Origin of the sequence: Amycolatopsis azurea DSM 43854 (assembly GCF_001995215.1) — a bacterium.
In the GTDB taxonomy this organism is placed as follows: Bacteria; Actinomycetota; Actinomycetes; order Mycobacteriales; family Pseudonocardiaceae; genus Amycolatopsis; species Amycolatopsis azurea.
In genome coordinates this window covers 473,380-493,103 of record NZ_MUXN01000002.1, presented here as the reverse complement: position 1 = coordinate 493,103, position 19,724 = coordinate 473,380, and the positions used below count along the sequence as shown (strand labels likewise).

At 68.2% G+C, this 19,724-nt stretch carries 16 protein-coding genes and 1 pseudogene; 9 read left to right on the top strand and 8 right to left on the bottom strand.

The window, feature by feature from the left end; all coding sequences use genetic code 11:
• The first annotated feature begins 53 nt into the window (after nt 1-53).
• On the top strand, nt 54-2,204 hold the full coding sequence (locus B0293_RS04460; protein ID WP_005168248.1) for a putative bifunctional diguanylate cyclase/phosphodiesterase: 2,151 nt from the start codon (nt 54-56) through the stop codon (nt 2,202-2,204).
• Between the two features lie 72 nt (nt 2,205-2,276).
• On the opposite strand, the gene B0293_RS04455 is transcribed toward B0293_RS04460, so the two are convergent.
• Nucleotides 2,277-3,098, bottom strand: a complete 822-nt coding sequence (locus B0293_RS04455; RefSeq protein ID WP_005168247.1) for an SAM-dependent methyltransferase — start codon at nt 3,096-3,098, stop codon at nt 2,277-2,279.
• Between the two features lie 158 nt (nt 3,099-3,256).
• On the opposite strand from B0293_RS04455, the gene B0293_RS04450 reads away from it, so the two are divergent.
• Together B0293_RS04450 and B0293_RS04445 are read left to right on the top strand one after the other, a co-directional pair.
• Nucleotides 3,257-4,582: a cytochrome P450 gene (locus B0293_RS04450; protein ID WP_039920050.1), complete on the top strand. Its 1,326-nt coding sequence runs from the start codon at nt 3,257-3,259 to the stop codon at nt 4,580-4,582.
• A gap of 34 nt (nt 4,583-4,616) precedes the next feature.
• Nucleotides 4,617-5,678, top strand: a complete 1,062-nt coding sequence (locus B0293_RS04445) for an alpha/beta hydrolase (protein WP_039920049.1) — start codon at nt 4,617-4,619, stop codon at nt 5,676-5,678.
• A gap of 337 nt (nt 5,679-6,015) precedes the next feature.
• Here the strand turns inward: B0293_RS04445 and B0293_RS04435 are convergent, their stop codons facing one another.
• Nucleotides 6,016-6,444, bottom strand: a complete 429-nt coding sequence (locus tag B0293_RS04435) for a hypothetical protein (protein ID WP_039920056.1) — start codon at nt 6,442-6,444, stop codon at nt 6,016-6,018.
• A gap of 152 nt (nt 6,445-6,596) precedes the next feature.
• Between B0293_RS04435 and B0293_RS04430 the strand changes: the two genes are divergently transcribed.
• The 3 genes from B0293_RS04430 to B0293_RS04420 are packed head-to-tail and all read left to right on the top strand — an operon-like array spanning nt 6,597 to nt 8,936.
• A complete protein-coding gene (locus B0293_RS04430) occupies nt 6,597-7,232 on the top strand; it encodes a DUF998 domain-containing protein (RefSeq protein ID WP_005168243.1) in 636 nt (211 codons plus the stop codon).
• A gap of 43 nt (nt 7,233-7,275) precedes the next feature.
• Complete coding sequence (locus B0293_RS04425; RefSeq protein WP_005168242.1) at nt 7,276-7,659, top strand: YciI family protein; 384 nt, start codon at nt 7,276-7,278, stop codon at nt 7,657-7,659.
• Entirely contained in the window at nt 7,656-8,936 is a 1,281-nt protein-coding gene (locus tag B0293_RS04420) for an RNA polymerase sigma factor (protein ID WP_005168241.1), read from the top strand. Before B0293_RS04425 ends, B0293_RS04420 begins: the two co-directional genes overlap by 4 nt.
• A gap of 35 nt (nt 8,937-8,971) precedes the next feature.
• On the opposite strand, the gene B0293_RS04415 is transcribed toward B0293_RS04420, so the two are convergent.
• Nucleotides 8,972-10,063, bottom strand: coding sequence for an FAD-dependent oxidoreductase (locus B0293_RS04415; RefSeq protein ID WP_005168239.1), 1,092 nt, complete (start codon nt 10,061-10,063; stop codon nt 8,972-8,974).
• Between the two features lie 84 nt (nt 10,064-10,147).
• On the opposite strand from B0293_RS04415, the gene B0293_RS04410 reads away from it, so the two are divergent.
• Nucleotides 10,148-10,741 (top strand): TetR/AcrR family transcriptional regulator, encoded by a 594-nt coding sequence (locus B0293_RS04410; protein WP_245192193.1) that lies wholly within the window; start codon nt 10,148-10,150, stop codon nt 10,739-10,741.
• 285 nt (nt 10,742-11,026) lie between these two features.
• Here B0293_RS04410 and B0293_RS42920 read toward each other — a convergent pair whose 3' ends face one another.
• From B0293_RS42920 to asnB, 5 genes are all read right to left on the bottom strand, one after another.
• Nucleotides 11,027-11,668, bottom strand: coding sequence for a hypothetical protein (locus B0293_RS42920; protein WP_143254480.1), 642 nt, complete (start codon nt 11,666-11,668; stop codon nt 11,027-11,029).
• A gap of 729 nt (nt 11,669-12,397) precedes the next feature.
• Nucleotides 12,398-12,592: a hypothetical protein gene (locus B0293_RS42915; protein WP_005168235.1), complete on the bottom strand. Its 195-nt coding sequence runs from the start codon at nt 12,590-12,592 to the stop codon at nt 12,398-12,400.
• 31 nt (nt 12,593-12,623) lie between these two features.
• Nucleotides 12,624-13,598, bottom strand: coding sequence for a glycine betaine ABC transporter substrate-binding protein (locus B0293_RS04400; protein WP_005168234.1), 975 nt, complete (start codon nt 13,596-13,598; stop codon nt 12,624-12,626).
• Nucleotides 13,599-13,625: 27 nt separating this feature from the next.
• Entirely contained in the window at nt 13,626-16,094 is a 2,469-nt protein-coding gene (locus B0293_RS04395; RefSeq protein ID WP_005168233.1) for an ABC transporter permease subunit, read from the bottom strand.
• Between the two features lie 97 nt (nt 16,095-16,191).
• Nucleotides 16,192-18,063 carry an asparagine synthase (glutamine-hydrolyzing) gene (asnB, locus tag B0293_RS04390; protein WP_143254479.1) on the bottom strand — a complete coding sequence of 624 codons (1,872 nt, stop codon included), beginning with the start codon at nt 18,061-18,063 and terminating at the stop codon, nt 16,192-16,194.
• A gap of 165 nt (nt 18,064-18,228) precedes the next feature.
• Here asnB and B0293_RS04385 point away from each other — a divergent pair, with 165 nt between their 5' ends.
• Nucleotides 18,229-19,440, top strand: a complete 1,212-nt coding sequence (locus B0293_RS04385) for an MFS transporter (protein WP_052014639.1) — start codon at nt 18,229-18,231, stop codon at nt 19,438-19,440.
• 13 nt (nt 19,441-19,453) lie between these two features.
• Nucleotides 19,454-19,724, top strand: a pseudogene (locus B0293_RS44155) (ABC transporter ATP-binding protein); the annotation flags it as partial.

The window sequence follows — 19,724 nt, the reverse complement described above, 5'->3', positions numbered from 1 at the left end:
CGAATCGGCGCGAGCAGCCGGTCGAGGACACGGAGATCAAGGGGTCGAGCGTCATGACCAGGCCACTACCTTCCGGCGGCCAGGAGCGGCCTGCCAGAACGCAGCCTCTCGCGTCGCCGCGGGAGCGCGTCAAGGTCGCGCGAAAATGGGCCTATCTCGTCAGTAGCACCACTTATCTCCCCTTGTCGCACGACCAGATCGAACGAGAGTTGCTTGGCCTGCTCGATCGACTGCTCGCGGCGGTGGTCGGGGACCAGCCCGCCACCGAGAGCGCGGCGGAGGTCGGCGCCGAACTCGTTCGGCTGCATTGTGTCGGCAGGACGAGCCTGCAGTGCACGGTGGACGTGCTCGCCGCCGCGTTACTGGCGCCGCCGGATTCACGCTCCGCCGATCGGTTACCGGAGCGCGTCGCCAGGTTGCTCGGTGCGCTGGCGTCCGGTTACGTGGAGGCGATCCGTTCCGCGGCCGTCGAGCAGCGGGACACGAGTGACCAGGCGTTGCTCAACGCGGTCCGGGAGTCGCAGCGTGAGTGGCGGGCCAGTGAGGCCCAGCTGGACGAGATCTTCCTCGGTTCGCCGAGCGGGATCGCGGTCACCGGGCCCGATGGGCACCTCGTCCGCACGAATCCCGCCCTGCACCGGATACTGGACCGGGCGTCGAGCGAGGTCACGGGCGGCAACCTGTTCGAGTTCGTACACGAGGCGGATCGGCGAGTCCTGCGCGACGGCTACCGCGATCTCCGGGACGGCAAGATCGACCGGCTGCGATCGCGCCCGCGCTTCGTCACCAAGGACGGCGACCTGTCTCAGGCCACGCTGACCGCTTCGCTCTTACGCGGTTCGCACGGCTACGTCACGATCGTGACCGACGACGCGGAGCTGACGCTCCTGCAGAACCAGCTGCGACACCAGTTGTTGCACGACATGCTCACCGGTCTGCCGAACCGGCAGTTTTTCAGCACGCACCTCGAGCATGTGCTGCACCTGCCGAATCCGGCGACGCTGTACCACGTGGATCTCGACGGTTTCTCGTTGGTCACCGACGGTCTCGGCAGGAAAGCGGGAGACAGCCTGCTGCGGATCGCCGCGGACCGGCTCAGGTCCGTGGTGGCGGGCGAGAACGCGATGGTCGCGCGGTTCGAGAGCGACAAGTTCGGCATTCTGATCGAGAATTCCGCGAGCACGCCGGACGTCCTCACGATGATCGAGCGGATCAACGAGACGCTGTCGGAGCCGATCTACATCGACGAGAAGGGCCTGGCGGTGACGGCGGGTTTCGGCGTGGTCGAAGACCTTCCCCGCAATGTCGAACCAGCCGAGTTGTTGCGTTCGGCGGACCTGGCGATGCGGCGGGCCAAGAGCAAGGGCCCCGGCCGGTGGGAACGGTACGACCCGGTATGGGACGTCCAAGCCAGGGAGGCCATCGGCCTGGTGGCCGCCATGCCCGGCGCTTGGGAGAACGGCGAGCTGGGCATCGGCTACGAGCCGGTGGTACGTCTGGCCGACGGCGAGATCGTCGGGGCCGAGGCGCAACTGAGGTGGGAACATCCGGAGCTGGGACTGCTGCTCAGGGACCGATACCTCGAACTCGCCGAGCGCACCGCGCTGATCGGCACGCTCGGCACGTGGCTGGTCAAGCGTGGCTGGACGGACAAGGCCGCGGGCGGCGGCGCGGACATGCCGCTGCTGGTACCACTGACACCGAACCAGATGGCCGATCCTCGGCTGGCCGGGACGATCCAAGGAATTCTCGACAGTGCCGCGCCGACTCCCGACCGGTTGTGGCTCGGCCTGCCGGCCGGGGCACTGCTCGTAGCCGGGCACGAGATCGTCGATGACGCGCGCGCTCTCGCCGACCTGGGGATCGGAGTGGTACTGCTCGACTTCGGCGTGACGCCAGGCGAGCTGGCGTTGCTCGAGGACCTCCCGGTACACGCCGTACGCCTCGACTCTCGTCTCGTGTGGCATGCCATCGATGAGGACTCGATCGCCCTCGCCGGGGCGAGGAACATGATCGCGCTGGTTCGTCAGGCCGGGATCACCGTGCTCGCCGGTGATCTCGAAACCGGCGCGCAGGCACGGTGGTGGCGGCGAGCGGGAGTCGAGCTGGGAATGGGCCCGCTGTTCACCGGCGACAAGGGACCAGTGACCGACATCGGATCCCTCATCGGCGGCGGACGGGCCGGCCCGCTTCGAGGCCGGTGAGCCTCAGCGTCCTTAATGGACAGTGGCCTCGGCGGAAGCCGGAGCGGGCGCGGGCCACTCCGGCGTCCCGCTTCAGGGTTTGCGTGCCATTCCGGCGTAGAGGAACTGGTTCAGCGTCGGGTCCTCGGCGATGTCGCCGGGCCCGGCGGGGCGCCAGGTGCCGCACCCGACCAGGCCGGGTTCGAGCAGTTCGAGCTCGCCGAACAAGGAGAGCACCTCGTCGTAGGGGCGCGGCGTGACCTGGTCGCCGCCCCTTGTCGCGAGCCTGAGTCCTTCCCGAACCTGGTGGGGCTGGTAGTCCTCGGTGATGTGCGTGATCGCCAGGTAGCTTTCGGAAGCCATCGCGTCGATGTAGTGGCACATGAGGCCACCCGGGTCGGATTCGTCCGGGATCCAGTGCAGCATGCACAGGAACAGCATGCCGATCGGCTCGTCGAGATCAAGCTGCCGACGCAGCTGAGGATCGCCGAGGATCCGTGAGGGGTCACGGGCGTCGGCCTTGAGCACGGTGGTTCGGTCGTTGCCGGCGAGGATCAGTTGGCTGTGCGCGACCGCGACGGGATCGTGGTCCACATACACCACCCGGCATTCCGGGTCGGCGTCCTGCGCGATTTCGTGCACGTTGCCGACGGTCGGCACGCCCGAACCGATATCGAGGAACTGGCGGACGCCTTGGTCGATCATGAATCGGACAGCCCGTCGGAGGAACGCGCGGTTGAGTCTCGCCACTCCCCGCGCGTAAGGCACGACTTGCTCGGCCTGCGTGGCGGCCTCGCGGTCGACGGCGAAGTTGTGGCCGCCGCCCAGCATGTAGTCGTAGATCCGGGCGGCACTGGGTACCGTGTCGTCGGTGCCCGGTGGGACCCAGTCTGGTAGTCGCTTCAGTGCCAACACCCCGATCCCATCGCTTTTCCTTGCAGAGCCGTCGAGCTTACTCAGTCCGGCATGGTGGTCGGGTCACGGCTGCGTAGTCACCCGATCGAGCGCTGTGGGCTGCCGCCGAATGGCGCTAACGTGTTCTGTTCCCTTCCGCGTCGGCGATGGAGTCCGGGATGCTTGTACCGGTTGCGCCCAGTCGATGGCCGTTGATCGGACACACTCCGGCGATGTTGCGGCGTCGCTTCGGATTCACGTCGTCGTTGTACGCGCACGGCGACGTGGTTCGGGTCTACCTCGGCCCGCTGGAAACGTATTTCCTGACCAGTCCGGAACTGACGCACCAGGTGCTCGTCGCCGACGGGAGTAATTTCCGCAAGGGCGCGATGTTCGAGAAGTTCCGCCCGTTCGTCGGCAACGGGCTCGCTCTCTCCGACGGAGTTCTTCACCTGCGGCAGCGCCGGTTGATGCAACCTGCTTTCCACCACGCCACCATCGCGGGGTACGCCCGGATCATGGCGAGAGCGGCCGCCGAACTGGTCAGACCATGGGAGCCGGGCGAGGTACGCAAGGTGGACCACGACATGCAGGCACTCGCGGTCGCCATCGTCGGCGAGGCGCTGTTCTCCACCGAACTGGGCAAGGCCGCGATCGAGGAGGCCCGCAGGTCGATCCCGGTCATCCTCAAGTACGGCATGATCCGGGTGCTCTCGCCCGCGTTCGTGGAGAAGCTCCCGATTCCGGCCAACCGGCGGTTCGACGGGGCCGTCGACCGCATGCGCACGATCGTGGAGAAGCTCATCGACAACTGGCGTGCCGAGCAGGTCGACCGGAGCGACCTGCTGTCCATGCTGCTGCTGGCCAGGGACGCCGACACTGGCGAGGGGATGACCGACGAGCAGGTGCGCGACGAGGTCATCACCCTGCTCACCGCGGGGATCGAGACGAGTGCGCTGGCGCTGTCCTGGCTGTTCCACGAAATCGCCCGGCACCCCGAGGTCGAGCAGAAGCTTCACAACGAGATCGACGAGGTGCTCGGCGGGCGGCAGGCCACCGCCGAGGACGTGCCACGGCTGGTCTACACGCGGCAGGTCGTCAACGAGGTCCTGCGGATGTATCCACTGTGGATTCTCATGCGCCGGGTCACCACGGAAGTCGACCTCGGCGGTGTGCGCCTGCCACCGGGCACCGAGGTGATCATCAGCCCGCACGCCATGCATTTCGATCCGAGGTTCCACGACCACCCCGGTCGTTTCGACCCGGACCGCTGGGCGAGCAAGCGAGCCAAGGAGCTGCCCCGCGGGGCCTATATACCGTTCAGCGCCGGCGCCCACCAATGCATCGGGAATTCCTTCGCCATGACCGAGATCGCGATCGTCGTGGCCACGATCGCCGCGAAATGGCGCCTGGTTCCCGTCCCGGGCATGCCGGTCCGGGTGAAGTACACGACCACCGCGTACCCGAGCCGGCTGCCGATGACAGTCGTCCCGCGCTTCCCATAATCGTCAAACACACTATTCAGTGGAGGTTCGTTTCATGCATTGGCGTCATGGCAGAGTGAAGCGCCATCCTCTGCGCCGTGCCGGCGCGGTGACGTTCGCCATCCTGCTGGCCGGGTCACTGCTGACGCCCGCGCAGGCTCAGGCCGATACGGCGTCCTGCCAGGACGTGACCATCCCGGTGCGGCTGGCCGGGCTGCTCCCCCAGATCGTGCACGGCAGACTGTGCGAACCACCGCAAGGCGCGCGAACTGTTCAGGTGCTGGTCCCCGGCGCCACTTACAACAGCGTCTACTGGGACCCCGCGCCCACCCCGGAAACCCATTCGTTCCGGCTCGCGATGAACAAGGCAGGCTACGCAACCCTTGCCATCGACCGGCTCGGCACCGGCGCCAGCTCCAAACCGCCCAGCGCACTGCTGACCGCGTTCACTGAAGCCGACGTGGTACACCAGGTGATCCAGGCGATCCGGCACGGCGACGTCGGCTCGCGGTTCGACAAGGTGATTCTCGGCGGACACTCGCTCGGCTCCGCCATCACCGTGCTTGAAGCAGGCACCTACCACGATGTGGACGGCGTGCTGATCACCGGGCTGGCACACCACATCAATCCCCCCGGCGCGCTGATCATCCTCGGCTCGTTCATCCCCGTCGCGCTCGACCCGGTGATGTCGCAGCTGGGGCTCGACCCCACCTACCTGACCACCCAGCCAGGCACCCGATACGCGGCATTCCACGCACCCGGGCCCGACGTCCTCGAGATGACCGCCTACGACGAGGCCACCAAGGACGTCGTCGCCCCCGGCGAACTGCTCGACGCCGCCGCCCTCGCCACCGTTCTCCCTTACACCAGGCTGATCACAGTGCCGGTGCTGGTCGTGCTCGGCGGCGGAGACAGCGGCCTCTGTGGCCCGCTCGCGACCGACTGCACCTCCTCGGCCGGTCTGCTCCAGTCCGAGGCGCCGTACTACTCCGCGGCCGCACGACTGCGGACCTACGTACTACCCGGCTACGGCCATTCGATCAACTACGCACCCAACGCACCTGACTACCACCAAGCCGTTACACAGTGGGCCGACACCATGGGACTGTCTCAGTAACAGCTTGCTCGACCCGGTATCGGCCACCCGACATCCAGCGCGAACCGACCGGCCGTACGACCGGACTCCAGTCACACCAAGGGTGCGCTCCTCGGCATGAGCGTGCGCAGGCGGTTGGATCAAGGCCACGGGCACTTCGCCGATGGAGTGTCGAGGATTACCGCAGGAGTCGCCAAGCCACCGCACGCGGCACACCAGATCGCCCACCGCGGGACAAAGGCTCCCGCGGCGGGCGACCACCGGCTTTCGACGCTGACGTCTACGAGCACCGCAACGTCGTCGAACGCTGCTTCAACCGGCTCGAACAATTCCGTTCCCCAGCCGGTCGGAGCCGGGCTCAGCTCCGGGTCATCGTGGACGGGTAGCCGCCACCGCCGGGGTAGACCCACTCCCCGTCGACCGTCGTGCCGTCGGAGCTGAACGTGCCTCGGTAGTAGGCCGGGCTGCCCTTCGCACCGCCCCAGATCGTCAGGGTGTCATCGGCCAGCTCGTAGACGTAGTCGAGGGTATTGCCCGTCGAGTCGTAGAACCGGGACACGACATCCGCGCCGGCGGGTTCGCCGAACGGGCGCAGGTTGCCGATCACTTCCAGACCTGTGGCCGGCTCCCCGAACTGGGTGAGCTCGACGTGCTGGAGCAGGAAGAACCGGCCAGGCATCCACTCGTACCGCACTGTCCCCTCCGCGCCGCCGGTCACCGTCCACGTGCCGACGAGGCGGTCCAGTGTCCGCAGTTCGGCGCTCGGCTGGGTAGTCGTCTCGGTCATGTCGTCCTCCTGGAGTCGGTCGTTGTGCACCGGTACCTCGGAGGCGCCACGGTCACATCGACACGTCCTTCGTGTGACTCACATCACGGCCGACATACGTCAAGGCACGCGAACCGGCGACGTGGTTGCGGCGAGCACACCAAGGAGGAGTCATGGTCACCGCCGCCGTCAACCCCGTTCGCCGCCCATCCGAACGCCTGCTGCTCGCGGGCACGTTCGCCGGGCCGATCTTCTTCACCTCGTCGATCATCCAGATGCTCACCCGGGAGGGCTTCGACATCACCCGGCACCCGCTCAGCCAGCTGTCCACAGGCAGCCTCGGGTGGCTCCAGGTCGTGACGTTCGTCGTCGCGGGCCTGGGTGTGCTCGCGCTGGCCGCCGGTATCCGGCACACGCTCACCGACGGGGTCGGGAGGAGGGCGGCGCCGGTCTGTACGGGGATCTTCGGTGCCGGGCTGGTCGTCGCCGGTCTGTTCACCGCGGACTCGGAGAACGGCTTCCCTGTCGGCACACCGGATGCGCCGGTGGCCGAGATGTCGTGGCACAGCATCGTGCACTCGGCGGCGGCCGCGGTCGCGTTCACCGCGCTGGCGCTCGCCGCGATCGTACTGGCCGTCCGGCACGCCCGTGCGCGGCGGGTGAGGCCCGCGGTGCTGAGCGGGGCGGCGGCGCTCGTGCTGCTGGTGCCGATGACGCCGGAGTTCATGAGCATCCAGATCGCGGTGAACGGCGTGGTGGCGTTCGCGTGGACGACCGTCGTGGCCCTGTCGCTGCGAACCGACCGCTGATCGACGTACCGTTGCCCCAGCTCGATCGAGGAAGAGGACCAACGTGAAGTACCTGCTGCTCAACTACACGCCGGCAGCCGCGTGGGACGCCGCCACCGCACAGACTCCCTCGGAGGAAGCGCTGGCCGCGTTCGCCGCGTACCAGAAGTTCGAACAGGAACTGGTCGAGACCGGCGAGTTCGTCGTCAGTGAGGGACTCGGTCACCCCGCGGTCAGCACCACGGTCCGCAAGACACCGGACGGCGTGGTGGCGACGGACGGGCCGTTCGCCGAGCTCAAGGAAGTCCTGGCGAGCTACGCGGTGATCGACGTCGCGAGCCACGAGCGCGCGGTCGAGATCGTCGCGCGCATCGTCGACGCGCTGGGTGAGCCGATCGAGATCCGCCCGATCATGGGCGAGGACTTCGGCGCAGACCTCGGCACATGACCCTCACCGCCGATGTCGAGCACCTGCTGCGCACCGAGGCGCCCCAGGTGCTCGGCGCGCTGGTGCGCCGCTTCGGCCAGTTCGACATCGCCGAGGACGCGGTGCAGGAGGCGCTGCTCGCCGCGAGCCGGGTGTGGCCTGCCGACGGGGTGCCGGAGAACCCGCGCGGCTGGCTGATCCGCATCGGCTACCGGAAGATGGTCGACCTACTCCGTTCCGACCAGGCGCGGCGCAGACGTGAACGGGAGGAAGGCGCGGCCGAACTGGCCATGCACGAACCCGCCCGCCAGGCCGGTCCCGCACCGGGCACGGACGACAGCCTCACCCTGTTGCTGCTTTGCTGTCATCCCGCGCTGTCCGCCACGTCCCAGGTCGCGCTCACGCTGCGTGCGGTGGGCGGTTTGACGACCGCCGAGATCGCCCACGCGTACGGCACCACTGAGACGACCATGGGCACGCGCATCAGCCGTGCGAAACAACAGCTTGTCCGCGCGGGCGCCCGCTTCACACCACCGACCGACGCCGACCGGGCCGACCGGATGGCCTCGGTCACGCAGGTGCTGTACCTGATCTTCAACGAGGGCTACACGACCTCGGCCGGTGCCGAGCTGACCCGCGTCGACCTGACCCACGAGGCGATCCGGCTCGCCAGGATGCTGCGCGCCTCACTGTCCACAGAGGACGCGGCGACCGCCGAGGTGACCGGTCTGCTGGCGCTGATGCTGCTCACCGAGTCCCGGCACGCGGCACGCACCGGCGCCGACGGCAGGCTGGTGCCGCTGGAGGAGCAGGACCGCACAGGCTGGGACGCCGACCTCATCCGCGAGGGCACCGCCCTGATCGACGGGGTCTGGGAGCGACGCGAGATCGGCCCTTACCAGTTGCAGGCCGCGATCGCGGCCGTCCACGCCGCCGCCGGGACGCCGAGCGAGACCGACTGGCCGCAGATCGCGGCGCTCTATCTGTGGCTCGAGCGGCTCACCCCCACAGCGCCGGTCCAGCTCAGTCGGGTCGTGGCAGTGGCCCGGGCATACGGACCCGCGCGAGGTCTCGCGCTGCTCGACGACCTCGACCAACGCCACCACCTGGCTCAGAACCCGCTGACACACCAACGAGTACGCGCCGTCCGCGCCCATCTGCTCCAGCTGACCGGCGACACCACCAACGCGGCCAAGCTGTACCGAGAGGCGGCCGCCCTCACCGACAACCACATCGAACAGCGATACCTGCACGACAAGGCGAATCGACTCGACCCACCAAGACGCCGGTTCTCTTGATCCGATTTCGTCGAGAACCGTCCAATGACGCCAGGTCATGGACTTTGGGGCCACAGGCGGGCGGCGAGGTTGCGGACCATCAGGCCCTGTCTGGTTTTCGGCACCAGCATGGCCGCGACGAGTTTCATCGGGCGCCGCTGGGTCGCGACATGGGCGCGGTGCGCGGTCTCGTACCGGCGAATGCCTCCGATAGCCGCTTCCGCGAGTGCGCCAGCGAGTGTGTACGCACCGGCTATCGCGAGGCTGGAGCCTTCGCCGAGCAGGGAAACGCACGACGCGGCGTCGCCGAGCAGCACGATCCGTCCTCGTGACCATGACGGGAGGTCGACCACGCTGACCGCGTCGAAAAAGACTTCGTCGGCGTTCCGCAGCCGGGCCAGCAGTTCGGGGACGCGCCACCCGAGGCCGTCATACGCCTCGGTGACGATCCGCTTGTGGTGTGCGGTGTCGCGGATGTCGATGTCGTCGGGCGTGGCGCGGAAGATGAACGCGACCCCGCCTTCGTCGCGGGACGGATGGAGGGCGGCCAGCCTGCCCGGCGTGTTGTAGAGGAGTACGTCTTCGGGGTGGTCGACCGCTTCGCCGAACGACATCGTAGCCACATAGATGCCGGTGGGGCGGACGAAATCGTGCTCGGGACCGAAGACGAGCCGTCGGACCGCGGAGTGCACGCCGTCCGCTCCGATCACGAGATCGAACCGACGTGACACGGCGCGGGCGAAAGTCACGTCGACACCGTGCTGGTCCTGGCTCAGACCGGTGATGGTGTCGTCGAACAGGAAGTCGGCGTCCTTGCACGCCGTCTCGTACAAGACCGTGGCCAGATCGGATCGGGGGATCTCGAACTCGTGTCCCTTGGCCGCGGGAAGGCCGAGGGTGGCGACCGCACGGCCATGCTTGTCGAGCAGCCGCACCCGCTTGGCTCTCGTGGCCGCGTCGCACAACCGGGCCTCGACGCCCATCGCCTCGACGACCGGCAGCGCCGGACCGCGGACATCCACGGGGTTGCCACCCGAGCGGACACCCGGTGCCCTCTCCACGACGGTCACCGTGAATCCGTTGTGCGCCAACCAGTACGCCAGCGTCGACCCGGCGATCCCCGCCCCGCAGATCAGAACGTCCGTCATGACACACCACGATATCAGCAGTGAGTGCAGATTTGCAGTCACTGCCGTTTTGCAGTCGCTGCCACGCGCCGTATGCTGCTCGGCATGTCTCTCCGTGAGCGCAAGAGGGCCCGGACGCGCCAGGCGCTGATCGATGCGGCGACGGAGTTGTTCGAGCGCAAGGGCTACGACGAGACGACGGTCGCCGACATCGCCGCGGCGGCCGAGATCGGGGCGCGGACGTTCTTCAGCTACTTCGCCAGCAAGGAAGAACTGCTGTTCCCGGAAGCCGACGCGCGCATCCAGGCGGCCATCGAGGCCATCGCCACTCGGGAACCGACCGAAGGTCCGGCCGACGTGCTCTTGCGGGCCCTGGGCGAGGTGAGCGACACCAGCGACGACCTCGTCAGCCCCCTGTCCGCGTTGCGGCTACGCATGATCCAAACCGTGCCGGCCGTCCGCGGCCGCGCGTTGCAGCTCCAGCTCGACGCCCAGCGCGAAATCGCGAAGCACCTCGCCGACGCCTTCCCGGATCAGCTCGATCTGGTCCGCGCGGGAGCGCTCACCGGCGCGTTCGTCGGCGCGGTCACCGGCGCCCTCCAGGCGCTCTTCGACACGGCCGACGCAGCCGACCCTGCCGCGCTGCGGACAGCCATGCGCACCGCCACCGAAGTGGCACTCACACCCTGGCGGGCATGATCCGGAGCAGTTCGTCCTGCTGACCGGTCGACGGCAGCCTCGCCCGAACGCCTGTCCACCGCTTTGAACGCAGCTGACAGCGAGGCACTATGCGAGCGTTCCCGCACCAGGTCGTCTGTTCTCGCCCGTAACTCTTCCTCCGAGCTCGAGGTGCTCCCAGATCAAGCGAACAGTTCGTCGGCGGGCAGGTCGATCGTGGCGGCGTACCGGTAGCCGGTCACGTCCGTGCGCACCCCGCTTACCGCCCGCCAAACGTCGGGCGGGCGGTGACTCGGCGATGGCCCGCTACTGCACCCCGCAATCAGCCAAATAGCTGGTGCTGTCACGGATATCCGCATCCCAGAGGTAACCTGCCGTACGGGCCCACTGAACCCCGTTACGACCGGCGAGATGAACGCCCAGCACCAGGCGCCAGCCGTTGTTGTCGTTGATCTTGCACAGTGCGGCGACGTCCTCGTTCGCCCACGCTTTGCCGATTTGCGGGGTGCTCAGACCGGGGCCGGAGTACAGGGCGGTGTCTCTCGAAGGTTGCACGGTCAACCGATCCGTGCACAAATCAAGACCATAGGTGGGTTCGATGATGTCGAGGTCCCAAATGTAGCCTGCCGTGTTGGCCCACTGGGCACCGTTCTCGCCGGGGCGGTCGATGCCCAGCACCATCCACTTGCCGTTGTTGTCCTGCAGTCTGCACACGGCAGCCACATTGTCGCCCTGCCGCGCTCTCCCCACCGTGGGAGTACTCAGTCCAGGACCAGAGTACATCGCAGTAGTGATACGCGGAGTCACCCGAACTCCGATCCCCTGTACGGCCGCGGACGACCGCGGGACACCGGCTTCCGGTGACGCCGCGGCGGACACGGCGAGCGCGGGCAGTGACAACACGACACCTGCTGCGACGAGCGCACGCATGACTTTCTTCGTGAGCATGGTGTTCCTTTCGGCATTTCGGCGGACCGCATCGCGCGGCCGGAGGGAAGCTACCGGCGGACAACAAGGCGTGGATAGGAAAAATGTCAGGTGCATCAAGAGTGAGATCGCTCGGCCTATCGGGTGATCACCGGGCGATTCAGGTTTGGAAGACCCCGGGACTTCGTTTTCCTCCAGCGGTGAGCATTCCGGCAACCGGCTCCGAACCGCGGCGCCCACGAAAGTCGGGCCGGGCGTCTTTTCGGGTCGTGGTCGGCTCGGAACCTCGCCCGGAGATCGACGTCGTGCCATGCTGCGGTTCTGGTGGAGTTCGTCCTTCGACATCGGCGGCGACCGGGGAAACCGTGGTGCAAGAACAGAAAAGGCTCGCGGCCGTCGGCCAGGCATGGCAGACCCGGCGACCGGACAAGAGACTGACCCGCTGGGTCAACTTCTATTTGGCATATCGGCGCCGATGCCCGCCGGCTCACGGAACAGCTTTGGGAGGCGGACGACGTCGCCCACCGGTTCCGGATTCTCGATCGATGGCTGGCTGGCAGGCAGGATCCTGGACGGTCCGAATCTGTCGAAGGCGCTGGAAGGCAGTTGGCGGAGCATGACCGGATCGAGAGGCGACGTCAGAATCACCGACCTGGCCGACCGGGCGGGCGTGAGCCGGCAGCACCTGACCGCCAGTTTCCACCGAGAGATCGGGCTGCCGCCGAAGACGGTCGCCCACGTCGCGCGCTGTCACTGGGCGATCAGGCTCATCACCGGCGGGAATCCGCCACCTGACTCCTCCGCTCCGGCGACGCCCATACGGACCTTTTCCTGGGCAGCGAGATCTCTCTGCACCCGCGGCAAGCCACCGGAACACCGCTGGAAGCGGGGTTGCCACTGTCCTGAACCCGATGCCGCGTAGCTCGAATTGATCTTGAAGCGCACAGCTCGACTCCGTCCGGCCCCCGCTGATGGTTCAGCTGATGAAGCCCGCCGACTTGAGCCAGTCGCGGGCGACCGTGGCGGGCTTCTGGCCGTCGACGCTGACCTTCTTGTTCAGGTCCGTGAGCGTCGCGGTGTCGAGCTTCGCGGCGATCGGCGTGAAGACCTGCTCCAGCTGCGGGTATTTCTGGGCGAGCGGAGTGGCGATCGTGATCGCGGGGTTGTACGTCGGGAAGAAGTGCTTGTCGTCGTCGAGCACGGTGAGGTTCTGCGCGGCCACGCGTCCGTCGGTGGAGGCGACGGAGCCGAAGCCGCAGGGGTCGCCCTTGCCGATGCTCGGATAGACGACGGCGTCGTTGAGCAGGTGCACCTGCGGGTCGGGCAGGGTGAACCCGTAGGTCTTCGCCAGGCCGGGGAACCCGTCGTCCCGGCTCTTGAACTCCGGGCCCATACAGGTCGAGGCCGCGGCCGGGTCCCGCTTCACCAGGGCCGCGTAGTCGGACAGTGTCTTGACGCCGGTCCGGGCCAGTGTCGCCGGGTTGCCGGCGAGGGCGTAGGTGTCGTTGGCAGGCGAGCGTGCCCACCAGGTGACGCCGTTGGCGATGTCGGTCTGTTTGACCGCTTCGTACTGCGCCTGCGGATCGCTGATCGGTTTCGTCTGGTTGAGGTAGCTGATCCAGGCGGTGCCGGTGTATTCCCAGTACAGGTCGACAGCGCCGCTGGTGAGCGCCTGGCGGACGTTGCTCGAGCCGGTGATGTTGGTCTTGTCCTGCGGGCTCGCCCCGGCCGCTTGCAGCGCGACGAGGGCGATCTGGCCGAGCAGCAGCTGCTCGTCGAACTCCTTGGAGCTGACGCGGATCTGGGCGCCGTTCAGCGCGTCGATCTTCTTGATGGACCCCGCGCCCACCTGGGCGCCGGTCTCGTCCTTGCCGATCGTGCAGCCGGCCGCGAGCGTCGCCGCCACGACGAGCGTGAGCACGGCGGCGGTCGTGCGCTGGAGCATCCGCATGAGTTGATCTCCTTGCAGTCGGTCGAGCTACATGCCGCGCGGGTGCAGGACCTCCTCGGCGACCAGCCCCAGCCAGTCGACGAAGAGCGCCAGTGCGGCGACGATGATGCCGAAGGTCAGGCTCAGGATCGGGCGGTCCAGTCCGATCCCGGCGACAAGCCCGCCGCCGAGACCGCCGCCGTCGATGAACGTCGCCAGTGTCGCGCTCGCGACGGTGAGCACCAGCGCGGTCCGGATCCCGGCGAGGATCACCGGGACGGCCAGCGGCAGTTCGATCCGCCACAGGATGGCGGTCTTGCCCATGCCCATCCCGCGCGCGGCGTCGACGAGGGTCGGGTCGACACCGTCGAGCCCGACGATCGTGTTGCGCAGCACCGGCAACGCCGCGTAGACGACGAGCGCCGTCACCGCCGTCGCGGTGCCCGTGCCGATCCAGAGCGCGAGCAGCACGACGAGCCCGATCGACGGGATCGCCTGGCCGAGGTTGCCCAGCCCCAGGCCGACGGGCCGGGCCCAGCGGGCGCCGGCGCGGGTGAGCAGGATGCCGAGCGGGAGGGCGATGGCGATGGTGCACACCGTCGAGATCAGGGTGAGCCGCAGGTGCGCGCCCAGTTCGGTGAAGATCTCGCCGGGGTTGAGAAAACGCTGTTCGATCGAGTCGAGCGGGTGCGCACGCACGATCATGAAGAGCGTCAGCAAGGCAAGGGCCAGCAGAACCGGGCGCACCAGCAGCCCGAGCCGACGCCGACGAGGCCGCGCGGGCATCGTGGTGTCCGAACCCGGTCCAGGCGTCTCCTCCGCGGCCGGGATCGCGGGCGCGGCAGCCTCGTCAGGAGACCTGAGCGCCGCGACGAGGCCGGGCACGTCGCACACCCCCAGCGGCCGCGCGGTGCCGTCCTCGGTGACCACGACCGCGGTGCTGCCGGTGCGCACCATCACGTCCAGCACGTCCCGCAGGGTGGCGTCGGGCCGGACCGGCGGCAGGCCGTCCGCCTCGGCCGTCGGCGGGAGGCTCAGGTCACCCACCCGGATCAGCGCGAGCCGCTTCAGGTTCCGCTTCGAGCCGACGAAGCTCGCGACGTAGTCGTCCGCCGGTGCGGCGAGGATCGCCTGGGGCGTGTCGTACTGAGCGATCACCGACCGCGGCCGCAGCACGGCGATCCGGTCGCCGACCTTCAGCGCCTCGTCGAAGTCGTGCGTGACGAACACGATCGTCTTGCGCACTTCCCGTTGCAGGCGGAGGAATTCGTCCTGCAGCCGGGCGCGAGTGATCGGGTCGGTGGAGCCGAACGGCTCGTCCATCAGCATGACCGGAGGGTCCGCGGCCATCGCCCGCGCCACACCGACGCGCTGCTGCTGACCGCCGGAAAGCTCACGCGGGTACCGGTTGCCGTGCTCGCGGGTCAGGCCGACGACGTCGAGCAACTCGCGCACGCGGTCGGCGACGCGCCGTCGAGTCCAGCCGAGCACCCGCGGCACGACGCCGATGTTGGCGTCCACCCGCAGGTGCGGGAAGAGCCCGATCTGCTGGATGACGTAGCCGGTGTTGCGCCGGTGTTCGTCCAGGTCGAGCGCCGCCACGTCGGTGCCGCCGATGGTGACGACGCCCGCGGTGGGCTCGACGAGCCGGTTGATCATCCGCATGGTCGTCGTCTTGCCGCACCCCGACGGACCGGTCAGCACGACGATCTCGCCCGCGGGGATTCGCATCGTCAAGCTTTCGACAGCCGGTACCGCTCGCCCGGGGTAGTGCTTGCTGACGTCCCGCAGCTCGATCGTCTCACCGCCCAGTCCGGCGGTCATCCCCGGCGCCGCCGGAGCCGCCGTCACGCGGACAAGGGGACGTCGCCGGGTGGTCAGCTTGCCGACCACCACGAAGGCCAGGTCGAACAGCAGCGCCAGCACCATGATCCCGAGCGTTCCGGTGAGCACCTGGTTCAGCGAGTTGACCGAGCCGAACCGGCCGAGCCCGTCGAAGATCTCGTTGCCGAGGCCGGGGCCCTTGACGTACGCGCCGATGGCCGCGATACCGATCGTGATCTGCGTCGAGACCCGGATGCCGGAAAGGATCACCGGCCAGGCGAGCGGCAGGCGCACGCGGAACAGCAGCCGGACGCGGCCGAGCCCCATCCCCCGCGCCGCGTCCACCACGGCCGGATCGACGCCACGCAGCCCGACGATCGTGTTGCGCGTGATCGGCAGAAGCGCGTAGAGCACCAGTGCGAACAGGACGTTCGTCAGCCCCAGCCCGAACGGGCCGATCAGGATGCCCAGCAGCGCGATCGACGGGATGGTCAGGAACGCCGCCGTCGTCGTGGTCGCCATCGCGCCGAGCCAGCGCCGCCGGTAGGTGAGCAGGCCGATCGTCATTCCGACCAGTACGGCCAGTGCCATCGCCGCCAGGGTGAGATCCACGTGCAGGATCGCGTCGTTCACGACGTCGATCCAGTTCTCCCGGAGGTACTCCGACAGGCTCAGGGCGCCGCTCCTCGACATCGCAGGGCAGAAAACAACCGACCAGGTCAGGTTCGGTCAGGTCTCAGCCCAACATGTCCGCGGTGTTCCTGTCCACAGCTCGACGTGAAAGAAGCTCCTAGACGTCAACTGTCACTTGGTGGCTTCGCATCCACTCGGCCGTCTGGAGCCAGAAAGAGATCGTGTCGACCTGCCGCCACACGCCCGTCGCGGGTCGTGACCGCTCCAGGAGCCCGACCGTCGCCACGGGGTCGAGCAACGGCGCGAGCCGGGAGCCGGGATCGGCGAGCTCGTCGCGCAGCTGTCCGCGCAACAGCCTTTCGTAACCGGGATGCGGATCGACCGGGAACGACGTCTTCTTCCGCTTCAGCACGGCTTCGGGCAACAGATCGGCGGCCGCGTCGGTGAGCAGGCCCTTGACCCGGCCACCCGCGGTCTTCATCGCCCACGGTGTGTTCCACAGATATTCGACGAGCCGGTGATCGCAGAACGGGACGCGCACTTCGAGTCCCTCGCGCATGCTCATCCGGTCGGTGAAGTTCAGCAGCACCCCGAGCCACCGCGTGATGTTGAGATGGAACATCCGCCGGATCGACGCGTCCGCCGCGGATTCACCCTCGACGGCCGGGACCTCGGCGAGCGCGTCGGCATAGCGGTCCGCGACGTACTCGCGCATGCGCAAGCGCTTCCGCAACTCCGGGGCCAGCACGGATTCGATCGCCGGAACGTTGCCTGTCCAGGGAAACGCGGGCGCGTCGAGCCCACCTGCCGGGGTGAACCATTGATACCCGCCGAACGACTCGTCCGCGGACTCACCGGAGAGAGCGACTGTGACGTGCTTCTTCAACTCACGGAACATCAGGCACTGCGCGGCGTTGATGTCGCCGAAGCCGGGCAAGTCCCGTGCCTGCAAGGCCTCCGACCGTGCCAGGCTCACGTCCTCCGGGGTGAGCACGACCTCCAGATGCCGGGAGCCGACGTGCTCGGAGACCTGCCTTGCGAACTCGGCGTCCCGCTCGGGCCGGACCGTGTTCGGCCGGAAGTACTCGTCCGCCCCCTGAAAGTCGACCGAACAGGTGATCAAGGTGCCGGCGCGGCTCTTCGCACCGGCCGCCAGCGCCGTGACCGTGCTCGAGTCGAGCCCACCGGACAGCAGCGTGCCGACCTCGACATCGGCCACCAGTTGCTGCTCGACAGCCTCTCCGAGAAGTGACCGTACTTTGTGGACAGTGGCGGGAAGGTCGTCTTCGTGCGGCCTGCTTTCCAGCCTCCAGTACGGGGTTTCGGTGCACCCCGCACCGGACACCAGGACCTGATGGCCCGCGCGGACGGCACGAACGTCCTCGAACACACCCGCCCCCGGTGTGTGCGTGAAGCAGAGCATCTCGGCCAGCCCCTCCGCCCGCACACGGGGCCGAACGAGAGGATGCGCCAACAGGGTCTTCAGTTCAGAACCGAACACCACGCCGCCGTCGTAGGGCAGATAGAAGAGCGGCTTCACGCCCAGCCGGTCCCTTGCCAGGAGCAGACTCCGCTGATGGGGGTCCCAGATACCGAAGGCGAACATGCCGGTGAACCGGTCCACACAGCGCGGGCCCCACTCCAGGTAGGCCCGCAGCAGCACCTCGGTGTCGGACCGGGTGTGGAACTCATGCCCTCGGCCCGCCAGTTCCGTTCGCAGTTCACGGAAGTTGTAGATCTCGCCGTTGAAAGTGACGACCGGCGACTCCGTCTCGTGCCGGCTCGCGACCATCGGCTGGGCTCCCCCCGCCAGGTCGACGACGGCGAGCCGCCGATGCCCGAAAGCCGCGCGCTCGGACAACCAGATCCCGGCGCCGTCCGGACCTCGCGGCGCGAGCGTCTCGGTCATGCCTTCCAGCACCCGGCGTTCGTTGCTCAGGTCGCGCTGCCAGTCGACCCATCCGGCGATGCCGCACATGACTCTCACCCCTGCCGTCGCCTGGCGCTGCTCCGTGGTCACGGTCAGCACGAATTCGCTCTCCGAGCGTGACACCTCAAGTCGACATGAGTTCAACACGCTGGGTCCGAACGAGTGAAGATCGCGAACCGCTCATCGCTTGACCTCAAGCTGACTTGAGCTGCGAAGCTGGCCTTAATGAAAAGCGTTTGCGAAAACCGGGGCAGGCTGCGCAGGGTGGCGTTGCTCTCTTCGTGCTATCTGGTGCAGGACATCGGCTTCTCGTTCTTCTTCCTCGCGCTGGTCGTGATCCTGCGTCAACGGGGTGCCTCGCTGGAGCAACTGGCGCTGGTCAACCTGGCCGGTTTCGCCTGGGCCGGAAAGTTCCTGCTCGGCCCGGTGGTGGACCGCTGGAGCGTCCGGCGCTTCGGCCACTACCGCGGCTGGCTCCTTCTCACCCAGGCGCTGATGGTGCTCGCGCTGCTGTGCCTGCTGCCCCTTGACCCTGTCGGCGACCTGCCGCTCGTACTCGGGGTCATGGTCGTGATGCTGATCGTCGCCGGCGCTCACGACGTCGCGACCAACGGGCTCGCGGTCCGCCTGCTCACCCCCGAGGAACGCGGTACCGGCAGCGGTCTGCAGATCGCCGCGATCAGCCTCAGCATCATTCTCGGCTCCAGCGGCACGCTGCTGCTCTACGCGCATGTGGGCTGGGAAGCCGCGCTGGGTGTGCTGGCCGCCGTGACGGCCCTCCCCCTCGTCTTTCTCCTGAGGTTCCGCGAACCGCCCGGGCCGTCGGCGTCCGGACCGGCCTCGCGTGCGCTCCTGTCGCTCGTCCGACGGCCAGGCATCGCACGGTGGATGCTCGCCGTGGTTCCCCTGTACCTCCTCGGCGTGTACTCCGCCGAGGCGCTGGTACCGGCGATGCTCGTGGACGCGCGATGGTCGACCTCGCGGATCGCGATCGTCCAGGGCACGCTCGGCGGGCTGGCGTCCGCGCTGGCCGCACTCGGTACAGGAATGCTGCTGCGGCGAGTCAGCCGCCGTCGAGCGCTACGGACGTTCGGCTTCGTTCAGGCACTTCTGCTGCTGTTCCTTCTCCCCGTGGCCACCGGCCATGCCGGGAACGGCTTCGGCGCGACCGTGACCACGCTCGCCGTGATCCTGTTGTGGGCCGCCAACGCGGCCGCGCTCAGCACGATCTACAGCTGTGCCATGGATCTGGCCCGGCCCGCGACCGCGGCCACCGACCTGGCCGTCCAACTGGCCGTGGTCGGCGTCGTCCGCCTCGTCGCCAACGCGAGCGGCCCGGCTCTCGCCGGCCAGGCCGGCTATCCACCCCTGATCCTCGCCGGTGCGGCGCTGACCTTGCTCGGCACGGTCGCGGCGACCCGGTGGGCCCGTCACCACCACCCGCATGCGACCGCGCTCCACGTCGTCGCCGCTTGATCAAAGGAAAACCGTGACCACAGTCGAAGAAACCGTGCCCGCACCGGCGTCGAACCCGCCCTCACCACCACCGTCGCCACCACCGCGGGGAACGACCGGAGCCGCGGCGCGCCTGCTGCGCCCGGTCCGCGGGCGGCTGCTCGCGGCGGCGGCGCTGGCCGCGCTCGGCGCGGTGGCCGGCTTGCTGCCCTATGTCGCCGCCGCCGAGATCGCCCGCGCCGTGCTCACCACGACCGACCCCGCGACGGCCGTATGGGCCTGGGTCGCCGCCGGTGCGGCAGGGG